General features: G+C 60.4%; 15 protein-coding genes and 1 pseudogene. 5 read left to right on the forward strand and 11 right to left on the reverse strand.

Going from position 1 to position 22,547, the window contains the following annotated elements:
• Both B8991_RS15145 and B8991_RS15150 read right to left on the reverse strand, forming a co-directional pair.
• Positions 1–1,308 carry an ATP-binding protein gene (locus tag B8991_RS15145; RefSeq protein ID WP_084353833.1) on the reverse strand — a complete coding sequence of 436 codons (1,308 nt, stop codon included), beginning with the start codon at positions 1,306–1,308 and terminating at the stop codon, positions 1–3.
• The gene (locus B8991_RS15150) at positions 1,301–3,829 is read right to left on the reverse strand and encodes a tellurite resistance TerB family protein (protein WP_084353834.1); all 2,529 of its coding nucleotides are present in this window, start codon (positions 3,827–3,829) and stop codon (positions 1,301–1,303) included. The genes B8991_RS15145 and B8991_RS15150 overlap by 8 nt, the downstream gene beginning before the upstream one ends.
• A 416-nt stretch (positions 3,830–4,245) precedes the next feature.
• On the opposite strand from B8991_RS15150, the gene B8991_RS15155 reads away from it, so the two are divergent.
• From B8991_RS15155 to B8991_RS15170, 4 genes are all read left to right on the forward strand, one after another.
• On the forward strand, positions 4,246–4,827 hold the full coding sequence (locus B8991_RS15155; RefSeq protein ID WP_235866649.1) for a plasmid pRiA4b ORF-3 family protein: 582 nt from the start codon (positions 4,246–4,248) through the stop codon (positions 4,825–4,827).
• A 246-nt stretch (positions 4,828–5,073) separates the two neighbouring features.
• On the forward strand, positions 5,074–5,904 hold the full coding sequence (locus B8991_RS15160; protein WP_084353844.1) for a type IV toxin-antitoxin system AbiEi family antitoxin domain-containing protein: 831 nt from the start codon (positions 5,074–5,076) through the stop codon (positions 5,902–5,904).
• Positions 5,894–6,811 (forward strand): nucleotidyl transferase AbiEii/AbiGii toxin family protein, encoded by a 918-nt coding sequence (locus tag B8991_RS15165; RefSeq protein ID WP_084353836.1) that lies wholly within the window; start codon positions 5,894–5,896, stop codon positions 6,809–6,811. The genes B8991_RS15160 and B8991_RS15165 overlap by 11 nt, the downstream gene beginning before the upstream one ends.
• A 13-nt stretch (positions 6,812–6,824) precedes the next feature.
• On the forward strand, positions 6,825–7,664 hold the full coding sequence (locus B8991_RS15170) for a hypothetical protein (RefSeq protein ID WP_084353837.1): 840 nt from the start codon (positions 6,825–6,827) through the stop codon (positions 7,662–7,664).
• Between the two features lie 95 nt (positions 7,665–7,759).
• On the opposite strand, the gene scpB is transcribed toward B8991_RS15170, so the two are convergent.
• The gene (scpB, locus tag B8991_RS15175; RefSeq protein ID WP_084353838.1) at positions 7,760–8,356 is read right to left on the reverse strand and encodes an SMC-Scp complex subunit ScpB; all 597 of its coding nucleotides are present in this window, start codon (positions 8,354–8,356) and stop codon (positions 7,760–7,762) included.
• A 2-nt stretch (positions 8,357–8,358) separates the two neighbouring features.
• Positions 8,359–9,243, reverse strand: coding sequence for a DUF1403 family protein (locus B8991_RS15180; protein ID WP_084353839.1), 885 nt, complete (start codon positions 9,241–9,243; stop codon positions 8,359–8,361).
• Positions 9,244–9,399: 156 nt separating this feature from the next.
• Between B8991_RS15180 and B8991_RS15185 the strand changes: the two genes are divergently transcribed.
• Positions 9,400–10,497 carry a tyrosine-type recombinase/integrase gene (locus B8991_RS15185; protein ID WP_084353840.1) on the forward strand — a complete coding sequence of 366 codons (1,098 nt, stop codon included), beginning with the start codon at positions 9,400–9,402 and terminating at the stop codon, positions 10,495–10,497.
• Between the two features lie 97 nt (positions 10,498–10,594).
• Here the strand turns inward: B8991_RS15185 and B8991_RS22330 are convergent.
• The 7 genes and pseudogenes from B8991_RS22330 to B8991_RS15220 all read right to left on the reverse strand — a co-directional run.
• Positions 10,595–11,953 (reverse strand): annotated as a pseudogene (locus tag B8991_RS22330) (ParB/RepB/Spo0J family partition protein); the annotation flags it as partial.
• Between the two features lie 179 nt (positions 11,954–12,132).
• On the reverse strand, positions 12,133–13,344 hold the full coding sequence (gene repC, locus B8991_RS15195; RefSeq protein ID WP_037954835.1) for a plasmid replication protein RepC: 1,212 nt from the start codon (positions 13,342–13,344) through the stop codon (positions 12,133–12,135).
• Between the two features lie 213 nt (positions 13,345–13,557).
• The gene (repB, locus tag B8991_RS15200; protein WP_037954833.1) at positions 13,558–14,487 is read right to left on the reverse strand and encodes a plasmid partitioning protein RepB; all 930 of its coding nucleotides are present in this window, start codon (positions 14,485–14,487) and stop codon (positions 13,558–13,560) included.
• Positions 14,471–15,664: a plasmid partitioning protein RepA gene (gene repA / locus B8991_RS15205; protein WP_009827042.1), complete on the reverse strand. Its 1,194-nt coding sequence runs from the start codon at positions 15,662–15,664 to the stop codon at positions 14,471–14,473. The genes repB and repA overlap by 17 nt, the downstream gene beginning before the upstream one ends.
• A gap of 192 nt (positions 15,665–15,856) precedes the next feature.
• On the reverse strand, positions 15,857–16,768 hold the full coding sequence (locus B8991_RS15210) for a DUF2493 domain-containing protein (protein ID WP_009827041.1): 912 nt from the start codon (positions 16,766–16,768) through the stop codon (positions 15,857–15,859).
• Between the two features lie 312 nt (positions 16,769–17,080).
• Positions 17,081–18,127 carry a DUF7146 domain-containing protein gene (locus tag B8991_RS15215; RefSeq protein WP_009827040.1) on the reverse strand — a complete coding sequence of 349 codons (1,047 nt, stop codon included), beginning with the start codon at positions 18,125–18,127 and terminating at the stop codon, positions 17,081–17,083.
• Complete coding sequence (locus tag B8991_RS15220) at positions 18,124–22,521, reverse strand: strawberry notch-like NTP hydrolase domain-containing protein (protein ID WP_009827039.1); 4,398 nt, start codon at positions 22,519–22,521, stop codon at positions 18,124–18,126. The genes B8991_RS15215 and B8991_RS15220 overlap by 4 nt, the downstream gene beginning before the upstream one ends.
• Between the last annotated feature and the right edge of the window lie 26 nt (positions 22,522–22,547).

Raw genomic sequence — 22,547 nt, forward strand, 5'->3', positions numbered from 1 at the left:
TCAGAGCTTGAAGCTGATCAGATCATCGTCACCGGGGTCTTGGGCACCAGTCGACTCGTCTACCTCGTTCATGTCTTCGCCGAGGTCTTCGGAGACCTCGATCTTTTCGATCAGATCGCTCCACTCGACACCGGGGTTTTGCTCAAGCACGGAAAGCAGGTTCACGAATGCCGTCACCGTATTGCGCGGGGTGCGGAAGTAAGCTTCACCGATCCGGTCCGAACAATGCGCCATGAAGGCCTCGAGCGCGTCGTCCGGCAGAGCACCGGCATCGTCCTGCATGATCCGCCGCACATTGGCCAGAAGAACGAAGAGATCTTCAGGGGTCAGGCTGGCCAGCCGGACAACCGGTCCTGAAAGGTCGACCAATCCGTCCCGCGCGAAGGTGTTCTCGGCCAAACGCGATTGAAGGGCTTCGTAGCTATAGAGCCCTCGACGGGTGTTCATCAGAAACTCCGGGGTTCCACCCATAAGGAATCCGAGGTTCTCGGCGCTACCCTGCAGCACATCGTTCAGGATCCGGAGGATCTGTTCGTAGTTTGCATTGCGGGCCTGCGACGAAGTGAGCTTGTAGAGGTTCACCATCTCGTCGAGGCCGACCAGCAATCCTTTATACCCGGCCTCGCACACGAATGCCGACATCAGCTTCAGATGGTCATAGACACTGGCGTCGTCGATGATCGTTCGCACACCAAGTGCTTTGCGCGCGTCGGTGCGTGTCGCGAACTCGCCGCGCAGCCATCTCAGGGCTGCGGATTTCAACTCGTCGTCGCCGGTCTCATGGCCTTCCCAATATCGACGGATGACTTCGGCGAACTCAAACCCTCCGGTAAGTTCTTCAAAGTGGCCAAGGCGTTCACGAATGACGGTCCCCGTGGGCAAATCCCGTTCTTCAGCATCTCGGTGAGCCTGGCTGACAAATCGCTCCACCACGCTGGCCAATGCCCCGCCATCGGGCTTGGTCCGCGTCGAGAGGTTTCGGGCCATCTCGGCATACAGCCCGCGAGCTTGTCCGCCGGTCGCGTGAATGCGCCGATCTGGCGCTAAATCCGCGAACATCACGACCAGGCCTTTCTCCAGAGCCACGAGGCGGATCAGGTTCATGAAGAACGTCTTGCCCGATCCGTACTCCCCGATGATGAACCGGATCGCCGATCCGCCATCGGATATCCGGTCCATGTCCTTGACGAGCTCTTCAATCTCTCGGACGCGGCCAACCTGAATATGGCGCAAACCGAGTTTGGGCACGACCCCGGCCCGAAGCGCCTGTACGATTGCATCGCGTTCACGTGGTTTCAACTTAGACATCCCTGCCCTCCGCACTCATCTTTTCTTTTACCGCCTCCGCAATTTCCAGAGACACGTCATATCCATCATACTCGTCGAGCAGTGCTTCGTTGTAGGTCTCAAAAGCCCATTCATTCACGACTTCCAAAGCCCCGGATGCCATCAACCCATGCGAGGCGCAGATCGTCTCGAACTCGGTTTCAGACCAATGCTCTCGAGTGACCAGTTCGAGGACAAGGGCGCCGTGTTTCGGGTCAAGCCCTACCAGCTGGCTTTGGCTGGCAGGCGCGGAGGCACCACTTTCTTCCTCTTTGACATCGAAAATCTGACCGAGGACGGACGACACGCGCTCTGTGTCCGAACGAATTGCTGCGATCCGTGAAGCGTCGAGTTTCGGTCCGCTGGCTTTTTCGAGCGCGGGTATCGCTTCGCCCGGGCGACCCGGTTGCGACGCGCGAACAGTGCGTGGACCATCCGCAACTTCGCCAGCATGCAGGTCGGTGTAGGCAAGCGCAGGATCAAGTCCCAAAGCCTTGTAGATTTTCTCGATGCTTGCGACTTCGTCGGAGTGAATAATGCCATCGGCATGTGCTGCACCGACCAGCGCTGCCCGCATAGCGGCTTGGCTGTCTTGGCCCACCTCCTTCAGTTTGCGCCGCAGAAGCGTCATGTCCGGTGGCACGGCCAGGAACCATTCAAGGTTTGCACGCAGCCTGCGGCGTTCCTGATCGCTGAGGGCCGTGGCAGAAACCTGATCTTCCAACGCCCTGCGTTCAGGCTCCGCGATGCGACCATCAGCATGGGCGACTAACGACCCAAGTGCCAATTCGATCAAGGCGCTTCGATAGCTGTCGGAAACGTCCTCCAGTCTTTCGATGGGTTCGCCCAGACGAAACAGCACAACAGGCTCCTCCGTCTTGGGCGACCGGAGCGCAAACCGAGGGTCGGGCGCCAGACCGAAACCGAGGCGCGCGAGCGCGTCGGCGGCTCCTGTCATTTGCCGTTTTCCGATCTTCTCGTTCGTTTCTCCCTCCAGTCGTCCGATCACCTCCTCAAGCGGCACCAATCCCCCGCGATCGACGATATCGCTTGCCCAAGATTTCAAGCGGTCCATTTCCTCTGATGGGAAAGCATCCCAAAGTTCAGAGGGTAGCAAGGCATGCGCTTCCACACTTCCGCGGCCGTCAGGGTTTCGGCCCAGGAAGCGACTGAGCTTGTCGAGGTCGTTCATCACCTCGTCAGCCAGCTCTTGCGCAATCTCGACCGGCTTGCGCAAGCCGGAGATGTCGGGCACGGGTTTGCCATCCACGGTCGGATTGACTGACCCCTGAAACTCGCTGGAGGCGGCGCGATAGGATGCCGTGAGTGATTTCCGGGGTTTTGTCACTTTGAGCCCATCAGGAAAACGCCGATCAAACCGCATACGGAAAAGAGCGACGAACTCGTCACGGCACCGCGTCGCGGGAGTTCTCAGATTTGTTTCCGGATGGCAGATGAACCAACTCAGCAACCAGTCAGCCGTCAGGTTCTCGCCTTTGTCGATCCGAGCTCCGATTGCGTATTTGAGTGAGAACGGAAGTTCCCAGCCCTGCTTCTCGAAAATCGGTTCGATAGCGTCGAGGTCGGTTTCGGCAAGCATCGCAATGTCGAGGAACTCACCCAAATAGCGCCTGACGGAGTGGTTGTCAGGGTAAAGTGACTGCAGCCGCCGAACTTCCTGGACGATATCCTTGGCATCTTCGTTGGACTGATCGACGAAGAAGCGACGCTCCAGCCCGTAGAAGTACAGGAACATGTATCCGGGGTTGTAGGAGGCGTCGTTGCGCCCGCTGGCCAACCAGTCGAGGTAGGTCGCCCGGCACTGAGGTGAGATATCCGCGTATCCGGGCCAGTAAGGCATACCTTCACCAGCTTTGTCGGCTCCAGAGCGCGCGACAGACAGAGACGGATCGATATAGGCTCGGCACTTGTCACGATACCCGTAGGTGTTCAGCAAGGGAGCCGTGCCGACATAGACCATCCCGCCGATGTTGCGGCCGGCGACGCTAGCTGTTTCATAAGACGGGACCCACCCGCTTTTCGATGATCGGACCGATGCGCTCGATGCCACTCGCGAGGGCTGATTTCGTTCAGCGGCCGCGGCAAGTGCCGGCGCCGCAGACTTTCCAGCCCGAACGATTTCAGCGTAGTCCTGCTTTGGTGGGGAGTAAGCCTGCACGGCAGCCGGCTGTTTGGACGCGTTGGCTTCGCGAGTTCGTTCGCGCTCACGCTCGATACGCTTGTCGTAGGCACTTGGGCGCGGCACCGGCTCAGGTCGGGGGGGTAGATTTTCGGAACTCCCCTCAGCTTGCGCCTTTGCAGCGACTTTCCGCGATCTCCGTTTTTCTTGCCACCAGACCAGAATGACGGGAACACCAAATGCAAACAACATCTGGCCGCCAATCGGCCAACCCTGAAGCATTGTGGTCACCACGACCATACATAAGAAAAAATACAGGACGAGAAAGAATGTAATTCGGAAAAACTTGATTATTGAAGACATTATCGGAACCCTCTCCGAACCACACTATTTTGCACAGCCATCTTTGCAACGACTAACGTCATGGTTGAAGCACTTCCCATGCTTTATGCTTGATTGGGCCGATGGCCACATACATCTGTTCGCACCGTTGCGGGCACACCCCTGCCCCAGTGACCGTAACCGGAACGGCCGAGATGAAGCGTTGCCACGACCATGCGACGGCTGGTCGGGCTGGCTCCGGAGGAGACGGCCGGGCCAGCGGCACGTCGCAGGGAGAGGCGGCGTTTCAGCTCGGGGAGGGCGGCTGCGCGCAGCCGACCGAGTAGGGCGCGGTCCTGGCCAAAGGGCGGGAGGGGCCAATGTTCCCCTTGAATGCTTCAACTTAAGAATCAAAAGTTACTTCAACGGCAGGGCCATTGAGACAGGCGGAACACACTTTGATTGAGCTGAAAATCGAACTGGTTGGCATCAAACCACCCATCTGGCGCCGTATCGTCGTGCCGAATGACATCAGCTTGGACATCCTGCATTCCGTTCTCCAGGGCGCTATGCCTTGGCAAGACTATCATTTGCATGAGTTCGAGATTGGCGAAGACAGGTTCGAGGCCCGCGACGAAAGTGACGACAGCTGGGACCCTACCGATGGGCGGAAGGACGAGAAGAGGTTTACTCTTGGAAAGCTGGTCAAGAAAGGCAGTCAGTTCACATACACTTATGATTTCGGCGATGGCTGGCGGCATCTCGTCACCGTTGAGAAGTTTAGCAAACCAACCGGAAGACCAGATCTGGACTTTCCCGCCTGTGTTGACGGAGAGCGAGCCTGCCCGCCAGAGGACTGTGGAGGACCCTACTCTTACGAAGAGTTTCTCGACGCGCTGACCGACAAACACCACCCGGAACATCGCGATACAAAGCAATGGGCGGGCGCGTTCGAACCGGAAGTGTTCAGCGTGCAGCAAGCCAATGCTGCCGTCGGTGCGATGTTTGTATGGGCAAAAGAACGCCACAATCGAAAGTGAAACCTGACTCTGGTTTGGCGCAGCGGCTTCGACAGGGGCACATAGCTTCGACTGTTCGATCCGAATGGCCGGATGTCTTCTCAGCCCTCCGAGGGCATCCACGCCCTGCTTTGCTGGTGAGCTTCAGAGCTGACAACCACCAGTCTCTTTGAAAATTCCAGAATTTGTCGATCCTTGACGGACTATCTCACAGGTTATCACAGAAACAAGTGGCGGCATCTTTAAAAATACATCATTATGTCGCCCATGAGTGGACAAGAACACGAAAAACTAAAGAGTCTTCTTGAGGCTGTCCCCACGGGGTTCCTCGTGGACTCCGCCTGGCTGGAGCACCACGGGATAGGTCGGCGTTCGTCCTACGGCTATGTGCAACGCGGCTGGCTAGAACGCCTAGGACGCGGAGTGTTCCGCCGTCCCGCACCAAGCAGCGCCACCACGAATACGCTCGACTGGAAGACCAGCCTGCTCTCGCTCCAGCACATCATGCACTACCCTGTCCATATCGGGGGGGCGACGGCATTGGGCCTGCAAGGCTATGCGCACTACCTCTCACTCGGCGACAAGAGCACAGTCTGGCTCTACGGCTCAAAAATCCCCAACTGGCTCGAAAAACTGCCGCTCAACACCGAACTCCGCACACGCAGCGTATCGCTGTTCTCCGATCCAGAGTTGGGTGTCAATGACGCGCGAAATAATCTCAACGAGACAGCATCGTCCCTGCCATGGGACTGGAAACTGGTGATGTCCTCGCCGGAACGCGCCATCCTCGAAGCGCTTGACGAGTTGCCGGATCAGGAGAGCTTTCACAACCTCGACATGGTGTTCGAAAGCCTGACGACGTTGCGCCCAAGAACCCTCTCGGCACTGCTCAGAAGTTGCAAGAAGATCAAGGTCAAACGCCTGTTCTTCGTGTTCGCCGACCGCCACGACCATGCCTGGCGCAAGCGTCTCGATCCGGAAGACTTCGACCTCGGCAGCGGGGATCGCGCATTGGTCAAAGGCGGCAAGATACATCCACGCTACAGGATCATGGTGCCCGAAGAGTTTGTAAGAAAGGAACGTGGTGATGGCGCGTGAAGACTATGCCGCCCAAGTGGCCCTGCTCGTACGGGTACTTCCATATGTGGCGAAGGAGGAGATATTTGCGCTCAAGGGCGGGACGGCCATCAACCTCTTCTATCGCGACCTTCCGCGCCTCTCGGTCGATATCGATCTGACCTATCTGCCTGTCAAGGACCGCGCCGACAGCCTCGTCGAGATCAACGACGCGATGGACCGGATTACCGCCGCCATCGAAGGCGGCATCGCCGGCGCCAAAGCGCAGCGAATTGCCGGCGGTGGCGGCGGCGCCACGCGTGCGCTCGCCCGCCTCGGCACAGCCGAAATCAAAATCGAAACCTCCCCCGTTACCCGGGGCGTCGTGCATGATCCGGAACAACGCGAAGTCTCCGAAGCCGTCGAGGAGGCGTTCGGATATGCGACGATGAACATCGTCTCCTTCGAGGATTTGTTCGGCGGCAAGCTACATGCGGCCCTAGATCGCCAGCACCCGCGAGACCTCTACGACGTTAAACTGCTCTACGAGAACGAAGGGTTTACCGACGAGTTGTTCCGCACGTTTCTGATCTACCTCGCGAGTTCACCACGCCCGCCGCACGAACTGCTGAATCCAAACCTGATCGATCTAGATCAGCCCTACGCGCGGGAATTCGAGGGCATGACGAAGGAAGCAGTCGACCTAACGGAATTGGTCTCAACGCGCGACCGCCTGATCGGTGATATCCAATCCCGCTTGGATGAGGGCGCGAAGAGGTTTCTGAGAACCCTGCATGACGGCGATCCAGACTTCGACGCGATCGACCGCCCTCAAGCGGCCGAGCTTCCAGCGGTCCGATGGAAGCTCATCAACGTGAACAAGCTGAAAGCAGAAAACCCCAAGAAGCATGCCGCCCAAGGGGAAGAGTTGGAGAAGCTCCTCGGCTGAAGATGGACCAGAGATGACTGATTTCGAGAACGACCCCGACTACGAAGAATGCCTTGTGACCTTTTTTGATGTCCTCGGTTTCAGGAACCTCCTGCACACGCGAAGCGGTGCAGAGATCAGGCACTTGCTTTCGATGTTTCGCAGGGTGTCCGAAGGGGATGCCACGCCGCCCACCCGCTCCGACGAGATGCGGATGATCAGCGAAGTCCATGCAGAGATCGTGTCTGACGCGATCGTAAGAACCAGAACCATTGAAACTCAGTACCAGGCTGGCCCTTTGGTCTGGGAACTCATCGATCTGCTGCACATCCAGATCGAATGCGTGGCGAACGGCATAATGGTGCGCGGCGCGATGACCATCGGCCCTATGCATCTCGGCATCGACTTCAGTGGTCCGGTGTTTGGGCCTGCCCTCGTTCAGGCTTATTTCATGGAAGAAGGCGAGGTCATCTTCCCGCGCATTGCGATCCATGAAGATGTCATCGAACGCCACCGACAGGACCAAACGCTTTGGCGGGAAGGACATTCCTATGAGGATGAAGAGCGTCACCTGAACAACCTCCTGCGCCAGGACGAGTCAGGCCTCCACTACATCGACTATCTTCGCGCCAGTCTGAGCGAGCTCGACGGCGAATACGCCGGCTGGATCGAGTTTCTGGGTAGGCACAAAACGTTGGTGGAGAGCGGTCTCGCCGACAGTCCCAACGCGACGGTGCGGCGCAAATACAGCTGGCTCAAGAACTACCACAACGCAGTCATCGACGAGAACATAGCAAACCTGGAACCGGGCGCGATGACCGAGGATGGGGACCCTTGGGAAGCTCTGTTCAGAGGGCTCAGGATCGAAGCCTGAGTTCTCTCAACAAGTCACAACTGAGAGCGTCACGAAATGTCCACGACATGCCTCACCGTTTGGCCAATACGGGGATCGCCAGCCCGCAACCATTCCTATGACCCGCCATCCAGACCTGCGTCCTCCAACTGCTCCCGCTCTGGCAGATCCGCGAGAGTCTCCAGATCAAATGCAACAAGGAACTGCTCGGTCGTCACAAATGTGTATGGCGCACCGCGGCGCGGCGATCGTGGCCCGGTCCCGATCAAGTCGCGCGCATGCAGCCGACCGATCAGGTCGCGGCTGATCTCCTTGCCGAAGATGTCCTTGAGCCCGTCGCGCGTGATCGGCTGGTGATAGGCGATGGCGGCCAAGACCGCGACGTCGAATTCACTCAGGTCGAGTAGCTGATCCTCGACATCCGCGGCGACCCGGATCGCGGGAGCGTAGGCCGCCCGCGTCCGAAACATCCAGCCGCCAGAGACCTGGGCGATCTCGAAGGCCCGCCCTTCCAGATCGGCGACGAGATCCTCGACCAACAGATCCACCGAGACCCCCTGCCCCACGACGCGGGCGAGGTCTTGGCGCGGGACAGGCGAGGCGGAGGCAAACAGCACCGCCTCGATCCGGCGCATCCATTCCCGCCAGCGCAGCTCAGGCGGCAGGTCGGCCAACTCACGGTCCAGGTCCGGCTCTGAACGATCCTTCGCCATCGCTACACCCCGTAGAGCCGAAACGTGTCTCGCCCTGTCAGCTCGCGCACCGCGCCGAGATCGACCAGTCGGTCGCAAAGCCGCCGCGCGGCGCGATCCGACAAGGGCAAGGCCAAAGGTGCCACGGCATCGCGGGTGAGGAACATCTCGACAGCGGCATCCGCTCCCTTGGCGCGAAGCTTTGGCGCAACGGCCTTTAGGTGTGCCGCCCGACGCGCGAGGTCGGCGGAGAGACGCACAGCCTCGACCGCCGATAAGATGAGTGCCCGATGACAGACGAGACGCAAATCGTCGCCCTGCTTGCGCAGGTCGGCACGTTTCAGACCCGCGGCCAACAACGGCACGAGATGATCCCAACCGAATGTTTGGGCGAGAGCCGCATCCGCGAGGACCAGCGAAGCTACGTCAGCGCGTGGCGCCTCCGTCAGCACCGCCTCCAGCACCATCGCGGCCCGAGTCACCGGCGCCCCCTTCCCTGCATTGAGCCACATCGCGATCTTGCCCGACTCGAAGGCCGGCAAGGCTCGATCCAGAGCCTTGGTCGACACCGGCCGCTCCACCGCGCGCCGCCAGGCGAGGCAGGTCTCGCCAGCCGGTCCCGGCAGATCGCCAGAACGCAACAAATGCACCGCGTCGCGCAGATCCCCTGCTCTCTCCAGGCGCCCCGAAAACGCGACACAGGCCTCCGCTGCGCGCAGCGCGAGCCGATCCCGCAACAAGGCTTGGGGCACCTCCTCGCGCTCCAGCACAACATGCAGGTGGCTCAGCGCTGCGCCCGACAAAAACGCAACATCTTCAAGGCTTTCAGCCCGCGCTGAGGTGACCCAGGCGGGCATCCGGGGTAATGTGTCGAGGTCGCTGGTGTGATCGAGCCGAGCATATGTCATGCTTGGAGCCTACGTCATCGCGGCGCTTTTCACCAGAAAATAGCGTTAGAACCGCCGCAGCCTGCAAGATCGCGCTATGTCCAATAAGTTTGCCTTATCGGACATCAAGAGATATGCTAGGACGCAGTTTAATTTCACCACCGGATTCACTGGAAAATGCCCTCAGAGGACGAGAAGTCGACATCATCAAACTCTGGTGCGTTTTGTATCGCTCAGAACGGCGACAGCGATCAAGAAAAAAGCGACGACATCTCCCTACCCGCCCACGTCGCGGGATCCGGCAGCCTTGATCGCCTGGTCGACGCCGCCCGAGATTATGCGCGCGCCGCAGCTTCTGACAATACGCTGAAAGCCTATGCCAAGGATTGGGCGCATTTCGCGCGGTGGTGTCGGATGAAGGGCGCGGAGCCTCTGCCCCCGTCGCCTGAAATGATCGGGCTTTATCTCGCAGACCTGGCGTCCGGAGCGGGCCCCTCCCCTGCCCTATCGGTCAGTACCATCGAACGTCGCCTCTCCGGCCTTGCCTGGAACTATGCGCAACGCGGCTTTGTCCTCGATCGTAAGAACCGCCACATCGCAACAGTGCTGGCCGGGATCAAACGCAAACACGCCCGTCCGCCGGTGCAGAAGGAAGCGATCCTGGCCGAGGACATCCTCGCGATGGTCGCCACCCTGCCCTACGACCTGCGCGGGCTCAGGGACCGCGCCATCCTGCTCCTCGGGTACGCCGGCGGGCTCCGCCGCTCCGAGATCGTCAGCCTGGATGTCGGAAAGGACGACACGCCCGATTCAGGCGGCTGGATCGAGATCCTCGACGACGGCGCCGTGCTGACGCTCAACGCCAAGACCGGCTGGCGCGAGGTCGAGATCGGTCTGGGATCGTCTAACTCCAGCTGCCCTGTGCATGCGCTCGAGCAGTGGTTGCACTTCGCCAGGATCGACTTCGGGCCGGTCTTTGTCGGCACCACTCGGGGTGGAAAGAAGGCCCTGGAGACAAGGCTGAACGACAAGCATGTCGCGCGGCTGATCAAGCGAACGGTCCTGGACGCCGGCATCCGATCCGAACTGCCCGAAAAGGAACGCCTGGCACTGTTCTCTGGCCATTCTCTGCGCGCAGGTCTCGCCAGTTCGGCCGAGGTGGACGAGCGGTATGTGCAGAAGCACCTTGGCCACGCTTCGGCACAGATGACCCGCCGCTACCAACGCCGCCGCGACCGCTTCCGCGTGAACCTGACGAAAGCCGCTGGATTGTAATCTTGCGAACTGTCATCCTGTCATTAATCCTTGGCCGGTCTGAGCTGATGAAGTCAAGAAGATCTGCATCTTCAGCCTGCTCGGTGTCGGGAACGGGCTCAGGCAAGGGCTTCAACGCACCATCGTCCTCGTCGTCGCGTGCGTTCGCGCCAAGCGCTTGACCAGCAGAAGTGATTTCCGTACCGTGGCCGATACCATCCGCGTAACTCCCCGTTGAAAGCTCAGCGCCCTGCTGTCGGTTCACAGCTGAAGACATCAGCGTATTCCCGAGGCTCATCCTCGGGCCGGACAAAGCCGCGATTAACGACAAGCTCGCCATGCGATAAAGCGTCACAAAAGCCCCTGCCCGCGCGATCTCTTCATCGTCGAAGATCAACGGCCGAGTCTCGAGCTTCTCCATCGCAATTTCCAACTCGCCAAGTCGCGCGTCGACTTCCTCGGGGAATTCATCCTGGCCCTCGTATTCCTCTTCGAGCGCCCGGTATTCGGCAAGAAGCTTGGCATGGGCCGCGCCTTCGTCATCCGTCATCGGTGCCGGGTCTCCGCTCAGCCGCCGCAAACCGTGGCTGTAGCCATAGGGCAGGTCGAGCGAGACCTCGATCCATTTCCAACCTTCGGTCGCAATGGCTTCGGCTTCAGCCTGAAGCTTCTCGCTGACCAGACGATCGAACAGGGCGGGGTCTTCCAGCCAGCCGCCGTCATCGCCCTGGAAGAGGTCGTGCAACATGGTGCCGCCAGCAGACTCATAGGCATCGATGCCGACAAAGACAGCACGACGATCGGATGCCCGCACCGAGGTTTCCGTCAGCATCCGCCGGATCTGATAGGGCTCCTTGTTCCAGGACGAGCGGATCGCCTCCCAGACCTGAACCTGGCGCTCATGATCCGGGTTAACCGTCAAGGCCATCAGCTGCTCCAGCGTCATTTCATCCTCGGCATAAAGCTCGAGCAGGGCAGGGGCCACGACGGCGAGTTTCAAGCGCTGTTTGATCACCTGCGGCCTGACGAAGAAGGCGGTTGCGATCTCTTCGTCGCCCTGACCCTTCTCCTGCAGCGCCACGAAGGCGCGGAACTGATCGAGTGGATGCAGGACAGCGCGCTTCATGTTCTCGGCGAGCGAGTCGTCTTCGGCGAGGATCGTGGACTTCGCATCCCGCACGAAGCAGGGAATGGGCGTCGTCTTGGCCAGGCGCTTCTGCTTCACCAAGAGTGACAGGGCCTGGAAGCGCCTACCGCCAGCGGGTATTTTGAACTTGCCTGTCTCGGACCCATCATCCGCCAGAACGGGCCGGACGCACAGGCTTTGCAGCAACCCGCGGCGGGCGATGTCTTCGGCCAGTTCCTCGACCGAGATGCCGGCCTTGATGCGCCGGACGTTGGACTGGCTCAGCACGAGCTTGTCGAAGGGAATGTCCCGGAACGGGGACTGGGTGACTTTCTGGGCAGGTTTCGCCATCAGATCTCCTCCACGACGGGCGCCGGAAGCCACTCTTCCGATCTCACTTCCCGTCACCCTCAAACCAACAACCCTTTCCCTCTCATATTCTGACGCTCGCGAGGCAGGACTTTAACAGCTGTTAAGTCGACAGTCCCGAGGTGGCGGAAAAGTACGCAGTCTCTCAACCTTAACAGCTGTTAAGCTGCAGATCGTCGCCCAATCAATGCCATGACCATCGGCCCACAGGAGAACTCGCCGGCCGCAGCTTTGGCAGTCAGAGCTCGCAAGTATCCACCAGGCGATCTTATGTCGGCGAAGCGTTCCAGCATCGCAGCAACGACGATCGACGCTTGCTCCGGACCCATGAACCGCTGTGCTTCTTCCCATGCAGACGCACTGATCCCCATGGCTGGCCGCACATGGCCCGCCGCATCGAAAAGCTGATGCCAATGCCGGATCTCACCTTGGTAGAAGGTCTTCAGCGAGGGACATGCCGCTATCACTAGGTGAAGCGGGATCTTTGGCAGATGTCTTGTGTCCTGTTCATCAACGTCAGCCACCGGCTCATTCGTATCCACATCTGGCACACCCGCCGCCGCCCCGCTTTTTTCTAAAGCCGGCTCAAAATCTATAGATTCTTTATTTGAATTATGATGGTGACGCTCAGATTGGGCATCATTGGTGTTCATTTCTTCTGTTTCAGGGCCATCAATGATGTTGCGTGCCTGGTCAAGGAGAGCTTCAAGATCGGCTCGATAGGCCGCGAGGTCCTCAATTGAAAGCTTGCGGCGAAGCGCGCGGGCTGTGAGGGCAGCCTTGTCGCGAAGCTGATCCCAGAAGCCTAGGCCTGGCTGCATCTCGTCTCCGAACTCGGCGAGGGCCGCGAGATCGCGTCGCATGAGGCTTACGACCTCTCTCAGGCGCCTGACGCGCTCCTCAGCCTCACGTACGGCCTCTGCGGCCCGTGCTATCTCCTCGGACTGGCAGTAGAGCGGGGAAAGATCGAAGCCAAAGGCGACGCGGTCTTCGCCGTGCTTGCGGACGTAGCGCTTCCCATTGGGGCTATCGCGCCGCTGGAGCAAGCCAGCCTCGACGAGACGCGCGAGGTGACGACGCATCGTTGAGCACGGCATGCCATTCAGGCGCTCGCAGATCGCCTTGTTCGAGGGGAAGACGACCATCTCGGCGTTCCCGCCAAGCGCATCGTCCGGAAAGAAGCTGAGGAGCCCCTGCAAAACAGTCAGATCACGTTCCGAGACCCCAAAGGCCGCTTGCGCCTTGGAGAGCTCGCGCAGGAGTTCCCACTTGTTAACGGGTCTGGCCGGAACAGATGCCTCGGGTCGCTCGATGACGCGCAAATGAGCGTGCGAAATCGGCCGCATAAACGGCGAAATTGGTGTGTACTCCATGAAAATGTTCACGAAGACAAAAATTCTAGGGCCCGCGAATCGCTTTGCGCTTGCGGGGTAGGGGCCAGAACGCTACATTCAGAAGTGCGAAAACTGAGATTTTGTAGCGGGCTGATCCCGGTGCGAAACCTTACAAAGGTCTCGTGAAGCTAGCTTCTCGGGGCCTTTTTCTTTTTGCCTGTATCGTGCCTCCTTCTTGTTGGTTGCTCTTCCTCAGTCTTCTGAACGCTTCCAGCGCTCATGAAGCTCGGTAATCAGCTTTGGGGCATTGCCCTCCAACCAGCTGATAAAATCAGGTTCATCCGTAGTCAGATCGAGTTTAAGCTGCTTGCCTTGGCGGCTGGTCTTGACCGTCGCAGCTCCGACACCGGGGATCGCCAAAGCAGGCACGCCTTTTCTAGACGGGCTTGCTTTCTTCTCTGCGCTCTTCGCGGCTGCCAGAACTGCGAGAAACGCACGCTCAGAAACCTCATCGACCGAGCCGGAACTTTCGGACTTGGCTGCATGAGCTACGGCTTGCAGTTGGTCTCGATCACCGTCGTAGGCACCCAAAGCCTTTTTGAGCTCTTCCCATCTCGGGCGACCAATCCCGGGAGCCGCACCAATTGCCTGGATGAGTTCCTCGCCGACCGTCCGAACGACACTCAAGAGTTGTGAAACCCCGGCTTCGTGGAGGTTAAGGACTTCGGCGACACCTCGATTGGTGCGCTCAGCCCCTTCCAAATGATCACCGTCCAGAAGTGCCGTCGCAACGAGCGCACGCTCAATAAAGCTCAGATCACGACGCTCTTGGTTCTCGAGAAGCTGATCTCGAAGCGCTTGATCACCCTCAACCTCTGTGACGATGGCTCGAACTTTGATACCGAGTTCGCGACATGCTTCCAAGCGTCTGCGGCCATAGATCAGGTTGTAGCGATCGCCTTCCAGTGGGCGCACCAAGACGGGCACACGCTGACCGTTCTTGGAAATAGAGTTCTTCAGGCCCTCAACTTCAATCTGAAGCCTGTCATCCAACCGTCCTTCGGTAAGGATCTGCGCCGGATCGATCTCAAATACACCGCCACGCAGTCGGCGCCCTTCAAGAGCGTCAGGAGCGTTGCGAAGGGTCTGCAGCGGCAGGCCAAGTTTAGGCTTTCTTGCCATTCCGACCCCATGTGTTCTGGATGATTTCAGCGATCTCATCGTTCACTGCGTTCATGGATTCGATCGCACGATCAAACGTCTGACGCGTGAAGTCCTTTTTGTCAGCTTCGTAGAGCGTTTGCTTGGTCAAGCCGGCATCAGATATTGCGGTCGATTCAACCATGTGATTGGTCAGGACCGACCTCCCAAACAGCCCGCGAATGAAGGCGATGACTTCGGTTTGTGGCGCGTCGCCGACTTTGTATCGCGTTGGCAAGAAGCGCAGCCAATCGAAGCGCAGATTTGCGCCTGCATCCCTGATCACTCCCAGGAGATCCGCAGTCATTCGCAGGAATTGAGACATCGACATGAGGTCAAGCATCTGCGGGTGAACCGTCACGAGGACACCCGAGGACGCAGAAAGTGCTGACATCGTCAAGAAACCAAGCTGCGGCGGGCAGTCGATCACAACAACGTCGTAGTTTGCTTCAACACTATCGAGTGCGTCATGAACTCTCGCGAAGAACGCCTTCGCTCCGCCTCGCTGGATAGCAGCAGGCGTCTCGTGCTCGAACTCCATGAGTTCAAGGTTGCCCGGGATAAGATCAAGGCCGCGGATGTAAGTCTTGCGGATCACTTCGGCGATCGGAACCGGATCGTCGTAGCGAACGGCATCATAGAGGGTTCCGCCCTCCATAAGGTCGAGTTCTGGCTGGATTCCATGAAGAGCCGAAAGAGATGCTTGGGGGTCGAGATCGATCGCAAGAACCCTGTACCCCTTTAGCGCCAAGCGCTGAGCGAGGTGAGCAGACGTCGTCGTTTTGCCGGAGCCGCCCTTGAAGTTCACCACTGATATGACTTGAAGCTCGTCACCGTCGCGACGCCCAGGCACGTAAGTTCCAGACTTTTTTGCATTTCCTTCAAGCGTCTGCCGGATTTCCCAGATATCGTCGAGCGTATAGCGGCGATGACTTCCCGCCGTCGTCTCGACGTCAACGATCTTTCCTTCTCGATGAAGCTTCCGAAGATAGGTATGGTCGACGCCAAGGAGCTCAGCAGCTTCGCCGCTGGTCAAAGTGCGCATCACCTTCTTTGCATCTGGTGGGAAGTGCGCAGCGCGCTGAGCATGCAGGTTCGACGCGAGAAGTTCCGCGTAGTGCCCGATGGCGATATCAAGATCCTGTTCTGCTTCGCTCATGTCTGCCCCGATCCGTGGGCGCGTTTTTTATGTGACCGCGCGTTATTTTTCGAGACTATTGCCCGACCAGCCAGATTCGTGCAAGCACTTTCTAGATATTGCGTCGTGCACCAAGTCCACCACAAGGGTAGCGTTCCATTACTCCGAGGCTGTGGTCGTGCGGGATCTCCTGCGCGGTGCGTGAACCGGGGCCTAAGCCCCGATCCTCTTGATGCGGATGCCGAGTTTGCGGGCCTTGTCGACGATATTCTCGGTGATGCCCGAACCGGGCGTGGCGATCAGACCCTGGGGCATGGTCTCGAGCATCTTGTCGTTGCGCTTGAAGGGGGCAGCCTTGCCATGGCTCTTCCAGTCGGGTTTGAACGCCACCTGCGTGACACCACGGGTATCTGCCCAGCGGGCAGCGATCATCTCGGCACCTTTTGGTGTGCCGCCGTGTAAAAGAATCATGTCTGGGTATTTCGCATGGGTGGCATCGAGGACGGACCAGATCAGGTCGTAGGCGTGATAGTCCCCGCCCGAGAAGGCGATCCGCGTGCCTTCGGGGCAGTGAACCTCGGTCTCCTTGCGCCGCTTGGCCGAGAGATAGGCCCGGCTGTCCACCACGGCGGAGGTGAGACCGCGATGCGAGACCTTGGATCCGGTGCGGGGCAGCCAGGGTGAACCGGTGGCGGCCGAGAAGTGGTCCACGGCCAGATCGCGCATCTGCTCGAAAGCGTCGCGATGGTCCCAGAGCTTCAGCCCGATCATCTGGAGGCGCTCGAGTTCGACCGAGGCGACCTCGGAGCCGTCCTGGATGGCCAGACTTTCCCGGACCTCGAATTCGTTGTCATCGAGGAGCTTCTGGATATGGGTGAGCCGGCGATGGAAGATCGAGGTCAGGGACCAGAGCATCTCTTCGAGATTGTCTTCCAACTGGCTTCCGGTGAGGAGGCCGATGGTGGTGTCAAAGAGCGTCGCCATGGCGAGTTCGACCTCGTCGGGCTGGGGCAGGGGGCGATGATCGGTCTCGCCGGGCCCGGGCGTTGCGACGTGAAGTGCGAGGTGGTCGAGGATGGCGGAGGTCACGCCGGTTTCCTCTTGGATGTCTGTCTGATGGGGCATTGTCTGGTTCCTCTGTTTGATCTGACCCGATTTGGATGGGGCGATAACAGGACCGGCGGCGACCGGGCCGCATCCGTCAGGATCGGAGCGCAGCGGAGAATGTGACCCGGACCGGAAAATTGTTCCCGCGAGGAATGGCCCGCCACGGTCATGTGGTGGGGCAGGGGAATTTTCCGGGTAGCGGGCGCATTGCTGCCCGGGCGAGGAGCACTCTGCTCCGACCCGCCGGTCCATCGCTCCCCTTGTCCAAACGGGATCAGATAGAACCGGCGAAACCTTTGCCCGGTCAGGCATCCCCGGGGAGGTTGGCGGTCACCCGTCCTCGATCTCCAGACCTTGTGCTTTCATGGCCTTTAGCAGAGAACGGCGCAGCGCATCTTTGCCAAATGCCCGCAGATCGTCGTTGAAATCGCCCATGTTTGGTACGAGATCACCACAGGTAATTCCAAGCGATTCCAGTTGGTTAAGCAATCTTATTGATGCGTCGCGTCCAGCTTCGTCATTGTCCCGCGCGATCCAGATACGCTTGATCCTCGGCGGCGGGATGAAGAGGCCGAGATGGGTGGCAGTGAGACAGGAGGCGAGATCGAACTCGGGGAGAGCCGTGCCGACCGAGAGGGTGTTCTCGAGACCTTCACCGACGATGAGATCGCTGCGCGCCTTGCCGGACCAGAAGCGGATGGCATGGCCGTGCAGCTGTCCGAGGATCCGCTTCGGGCTCTCGATCTCGGCCAAACCGCCGGTGGACGGGTCGAGAAAAACCCTTGCGCATCCGGTGATCTGGCCGCGATTGTCGGTGATCTTTGCCAGTAGGGCAGGGGCCCGTTCCAGCAGATCGGGGTCGTCCTCGCCCTGCCGCAGGAAGACACGCGCGTGATAGCGCAGGGCCGGGCCGAGCCGTGTGATCCCGCGCCCCTGCAGATAGGTGGCGGCCAAGGTGCCAAACACCGGCTTGCCAGCAGCGAAAAGTTTGCGCGCCCGCGCGATGCGTTTGCTGGAGGCTGCATCCGGGCGCTCAGCCCTTTGGGTGTCTCGAGGTACGGCAGGGCAGGGGGCTTCGCCGAGGAAGGATCGAGCCTCCCTCAGGGTCTCCTTGAGCGTGACAGACCCAAGCCGTTCATGCAGCAGGTCGATCAGGTCGCCATATTCACCCGTCGCGAAATCTTGCCAGGACCCGGCTTTACGACCAACCTGCGCCTGCAGACGGATGGCGAGGCTCTGGCCCTTTGCACCGGACGTGTCGCCGACCTGCCAATAATTACCCAGCTTGCGCCCCTCGGGGAAATACTGGCGGCAGAAACTCTCGGCATGGTCTGCCAGATCGGCCGAGAGGTCCGCGATACTGTGGCGCGCGCTCATGCGGCGGCCTCCGATGTGCCGGCGCCAACTGGATGCTCGGCAAGGACCCGTGTCAGCACCTCGATGCCGTCGACCGGAATGAACACCCGCGTCTTCCACTGGATCACTTCCGTGAAACAGCCCATTGCCTTCAGTCCGGGCAGGGCCGCGCCTGAAGCACCTATCAGCTCAAGCCTCGGCTGCCCCATGACCAGCGACCGGCGCAGCTGATAGCCGCCGAGGAGGTTCAGCGTCGTCCTGGCTTCCATCACGGCGGCGAGCACTTCCCGCGGCGTCATCTCGATCTGGCAATCGAGACCAAGGCGTGCAAAGACATTGAGAAGCTGCTCCTGGCTGACCAGTCGACCGATGGCGCGCTCCCCATCCTCGGTCTGAAGGCGGTAGATGCGCATGTTGTCAGCGGGAAGCCGATCCCAGATCGGCAGGAGAAGCCCGCAGATGAGCGTAATCTTTGAGGTGGTGAACTCCGGCACTGCCTCGACCTCGGCCTGCCAGAGCTGTTCGAATATCGCATCATCGATCTCTTCCCAGTGCGACTTCGAGAACTCGGTCAGCGCGAGGATTTCTGTGGCCATCGGACGCAGAAGCTTCACCCGCAGGATCGGCACGCCGTCCTCGTCCATGAAGGCCGGCGCATTCACCATCAGCGCCGCGCGTTTGGAGGAGGTGTTCCAGCACAGCGTCGCGCCGTCCGTATTTGCGCAGATCGATTTGATCCGGGGCAGGGTGAGCGGATCGTTGCGATCGGTACGCTCCACGGTCAGCGCAGTTGCCGTTGCGCCCGTAGCCCCGTGCTCGAAGATGACCTTGCGGTCGACGATTTCGAATTTCTCGGCCTTGAGCGTTTCGAGGCCGACATCGAGCGTGCCTGCCTGGCGCGCATCTTCGATGATGGCCGAGAGGAACCCGCCGAAGGCCTCGAAGATCGCGTCCTGCATGTCGATGCGGAGCGCGAGGCAACGATTCAGGAACTGCTGGATCGGCGGCAGGGTCTCTTTCATCGTGCCATCCGCTTCATCGAGCGTCAGCCCAGTCATCTCCTGGAATTTCGCATAGGAGCAGGCCTCGATCTTACCCGCACGCAGCTTGTAGAAGAACTGGCGCAGCGCAGCGCGTGCGTAGGGGCTCTCAAGGTTGTCCTCGGCACGGAACATGTTCTGACCGCCGGTCTCGCGCTGTCCCTTGGTGATGGCACCCAGCGTGTCGAGGCGGCGGGCGATGGTGGAGAGAAAGCGCTTCTCGCCCTTCACGTCTGTGGCGACGGGGCGAAAGAGTGGCGGCTGCGCCTGGTTCGTGCGGTTGGTCCTCCCGAGACCCTGAATCGCATTGTCGGCCTTCCACCCGGGCTCCAGGAGGTAATGCACCCGAAGGCGCTGGTTCTTGGCCCCGAGATCGGCGTGGTAGCTGCGCCCGGTGCCACCCGCATCGGAGAAGATCAGGATGCGTTTTGCATCGTCCATGAAGGCCTGGGTTTCGCCGAGGTTGGAGGAGGCGGGGCGGTTCTCGACCTTGAGCCGCCCCTCACGCGTCTTGACGATGCGCCGCTTGCGCCCCGTGACCTCAGCCACTGCATCGCCTCCGAAATGCCAGAGGATCTGGTCGAGCGCGCCCTGCACCGGGGCGAGGGCCCCAAGATGCTCGACAAGATCATCCCGCCGCCGCTCCGCCTCGCGGCAGATGATCGGGTTGCCATCGCAATCGAGGGCGGGGCGCGAGCGCAGATCGCCATTCTCGTCGGTGTAAGGCTCAAAAAGCTGCGTCGGGAAGCTGTGCATCAGGTAGTCCATGATGTTCTCCCTCGGCGTGAAATCGACCTGCAGATCGTCCCAGTCCGAGGAAGGGATCTCTTCAAGGCGGCGTTCCATCACCGCTTCGCTGGTCGAGACCACCTGAATCACGGCCGAGTGCCCTGCTGCAAGGTCCGCCTCGATGGCGCGGATCAGCGAGGGACATTTCATGGCGGTGATGAGATGGTTGAAGAAGCGCTGCTTGTTGCTCTCGAAGGCCGAACGCGCGGCGGATTTCGCTTGGGCGTTCAGCGTGCCGGTCTCAGAAGAAATACCCGAGGCCTGAAGCGCTGCCTCAAGGTTGTTGTGGATGATCTGGTAGGCATCGGCGTAGCTGTCGTATATGGCGACTTGAGCGGGGCTCAGCTCATGGACCAGCATCTCGTATTCGACCCCGGCATAGGAGAGGGACCGCGCCAGATAGAGCCCAAGCGCCTTCAGGTCGCGCGAGATCATCTCCATGGCCGCAATGCCCCCGGCCTCCATCGCGGCGACGAACTCGGCCCGCGTCACGAAGGGGAAATCGCCGGTGCCCCAGAGACCGAGGCGCGAAGCATAGGCAAGATTGCCGACGACTGTGGCACCGGTCGCCGAGACATAGAGAACCCGTGCATCGGGCGCGGCGTTCTGCAGCGCGAGGCCAGCGAGGCCCTGCTGGGACGCCTTCTTGTCGCCGCGGTCGGACTTTTCTCCGGCAGCATTCGCCATGGCATGGCTTTCATCAAAAGCAATGACCCCGTCGAACCCATCGCTGAGCCAGGACGTGACCTGATCGAGGCGGGAGGCTTTGCCCTCACGTTCAGCCGAGCGCAGCGTGGCGTAGGTGACGAAGAGGATGCCCTCGGGCAGGCGGATGTCGCTGCCCTGGCGGAACTTCGAGAGCGGCACGATATCGCTTTCGCGTCCCCCGAGCGCTATCCAGTCGCGACGCGCATCTTCGATGAGCTTGTCGCTCTTCGAGACCCAGACCGCCCGTCGGCGCCCTTTGAGCCAATTATCGAGGATGATACCGGCAACCTGTCGCCCTTTACCGCATCCCGTGCCATCACCCAGAAACCAGCCCTTGCGCAGGCGAAACGCGCCTTCGTCGCCCTCGGCCGCCGCCATCAACTGGCCTTCGATCTCGCCGCGCTTGAACCAGCCCTTGAGATGCGTCTCATGCGCGTTGCCCGCATAGATGACACTTTCCAGCTGCGGCGCAGAAAGAAGGCCGTCCTGAACGAGGTTCTTCGGCAGGATGGGACGATAGGTCGGCACGGGCGGCGGCACCGAGGCCATGGCGGTGGATTGCACCAGCGCGGTCGGATGTTCCGCCGCGCCATCGATCCTGATCGCCTGAAGGTCATAGGCCTCGTAGACCGTGTCCTGCAGCGTGCCGTCGGGTTGGCTCCAAGCCTTCGGCAGGTAGTCGATCGGGGCCGTCGTGATATCGTCAAACGGGTGCCTTGCGCGTTCTTCGGCGAGGGCACGGGTTTCCTTGCGCGCGGCATTGCGCAGGGCCTGCAGGTTGGTGCGGGTCGAAGCGGTCGGAGCCGACAGGGCCGTACTGGTGGGGCAGGGCGAGGGGCTGTGGCGCTGCGGGCAGTGGGTGAGCACTGCGTTGAGAAGGTCGGCGGTGGTCGCGCAGATCGGATGGTAGACGGCCTCGCTTTCGACCGATGCGATCTCATCAGCGCCAGTCGCACGCTTGTCGATCACCGTCAGCCGTGTGTCGATCGTGGTGCCATGCCGCGCAAAGACCTTGCCGTCGATAGCGGCGGAAAATACCACATCGGCGCTTTGTGCGATCCGCTGAAACGTCGACTGAAAGGATTTCGTCGAGGGGCGGAAGCTCTCGCCGGTGATGACGACAAGCCGCCCACCCGGCGCGAGACGCGCTAGGGCGGACAGGACATGTTGGCTGGTGGCCTGCCGGAACCGGCCGTCGACATGGTTGGCCGCAGAAAACGGTGGGTTCATCACGATGACCGAGGGCGTGATCGACCGATCCAGCCGGTCATCGATCGAGGCGGCATCGTGATCCGAGACGACTGCACCGGGGAACAGATGTCCCAGCAGGGCGCGGCGGGTCTCGGCAAGCTCATTCAGCGCCAGGCGAGCGCCTGCAATCTTTGCGAAAATCGCCAGCAGGCCGGTACCGGCCGAAGGCTCGAGCACCAGGTCGTCGTCCCGAAAGCCCGCCGCCTGCGCAACGATGGCCGCGAGGGGCAGAGGGGTCGAGAATTGTTGCAGGCGGACACTGTCTTCAGAGCGCCGCGTGTGGGAGGGGGCCAGACCGGCGAGACGCTCGATCATGGTGAGAAATGCCCGCGGCGCGGATACCTGGCGCTGCATCAGCGCACCGTAGCGCGAAAGCATCAGGATCTGGGCGACCTCTGCGGCTTCGTAAGCATCCTTCCAGATCCAGGAGCCGCTGGTGTCGCTGGCACCGAAGGCTTGCTCCATCGCAGTGCGAAGGGCGGCGGCGTCGATGGACCTGCCCGCCTCGAACAGGGGGACGAGGGCTTTCGCAACCTGCATCAGGTGTTGGGCGAAGCCCGGAGCCTCTGGCAGGGCAGGGGCGTCGGGCTCGGTTGCAAGTTGGACGGAATGGGGGTGAGCGTTCATCGGCAATCTCCGGGGTTTAGGGTTGG

It is taken from the genome of Primorskyibacter flagellatus (assembly GCF_900176485.1).
Taxonomy (GTDB): Bacteria; Pseudomonadota; Alphaproteobacteria; order Rhodobacterales; family Rhodobacteraceae; genus Primorskyibacter; species Primorskyibacter flagellatus.

Coding starts and splice junctions, on each gene's coding strand:
- B8991_RS15145 (WP_084353833.1), bottom strand. CDS start 1,308: ATGTCTAAGTTGAAACCACGTGAACGCGATGCAATCGTACAGGCGCTT.
- B8991_RS15150 (WP_084353834.1), bottom strand. CDS start 3,829: ATGTCTTCAATAATCAAGTTTTTCCGAATTACATTCTTTCTCGTCCTG.
- B8991_RS15160 (WP_084353844.1), top strand. CDS start 5,074: ATGAGTGGACAAGAACACGAAAAACTAAAGAGTCTTCTTGAGGCTGTC.
- B8991_RS15165 (WP_084353836.1), top strand. CDS start 5,894: ATGGCGCGTGAAGACTATGCCGCCCAAGTGGCCCTGCTCGTACGGGTA.
- B8991_RS15170 (WP_084353837.1), top strand. CDS start 6,825: ATGACTGATTTCGAGAACGACCCCGACTACGAAGAATGCCTTGTGACC.
- scpB (WP_084353838.1), bottom strand. CDS start 8,356: ATGGCGAAGGATCGTTCAGAGCCGGACCTGGACCGTGAGTTGGCCGAC.
- B8991_RS15180 (WP_084353839.1), bottom strand. CDS start 9,243: ATGACATATGCTCGGCTCGATCACACCAGCGACCTCGACACATTACCC.
- B8991_RS15185 (WP_084353840.1), top strand. CDS start 9,400: ATGCCCTCAGAGGACGAGAAGTCGACATCATCAAACTCTGGTGCGTTT.
- repC (WP_037954835.1), bottom strand. CDS start 13,344: ATGGAGTACACACCAATTTCGCCGTTTATGCGGCCGATTTCGCACGCT.
- repB (WP_037954833.1), bottom strand. CDS start 14,487: ATGGCAAGAAAGCCTAAACTTGGCCTGCCGCTGCAGACCCTTCGCAAC.
- repA (WP_009827042.1), bottom strand. CDS start 15,664: ATGAGCGAAGCAGAACAGGATCTTGATATCGCCATCGGGCACTACGCG.
- B8991_RS15210 (WP_009827041.1), bottom strand. CDS start 16,768: ATGCCCCATCAGACAGACATCCAAGAGGAAACCGGCGTGACCTCCGCC.
- B8991_RS15215 (WP_009827040.1), bottom strand. CDS start 18,127: ATGAGCGCGCGCCACAGTATCGCGGACCTCTCGGCCGATCTGGCAGAC.
- B8991_RS15220 (WP_009827039.1), bottom strand. CDS start 22,521: ATGAACGCTCACCCCCATTCCGTCCAACTTGCAACCGAGCCCGACGCC.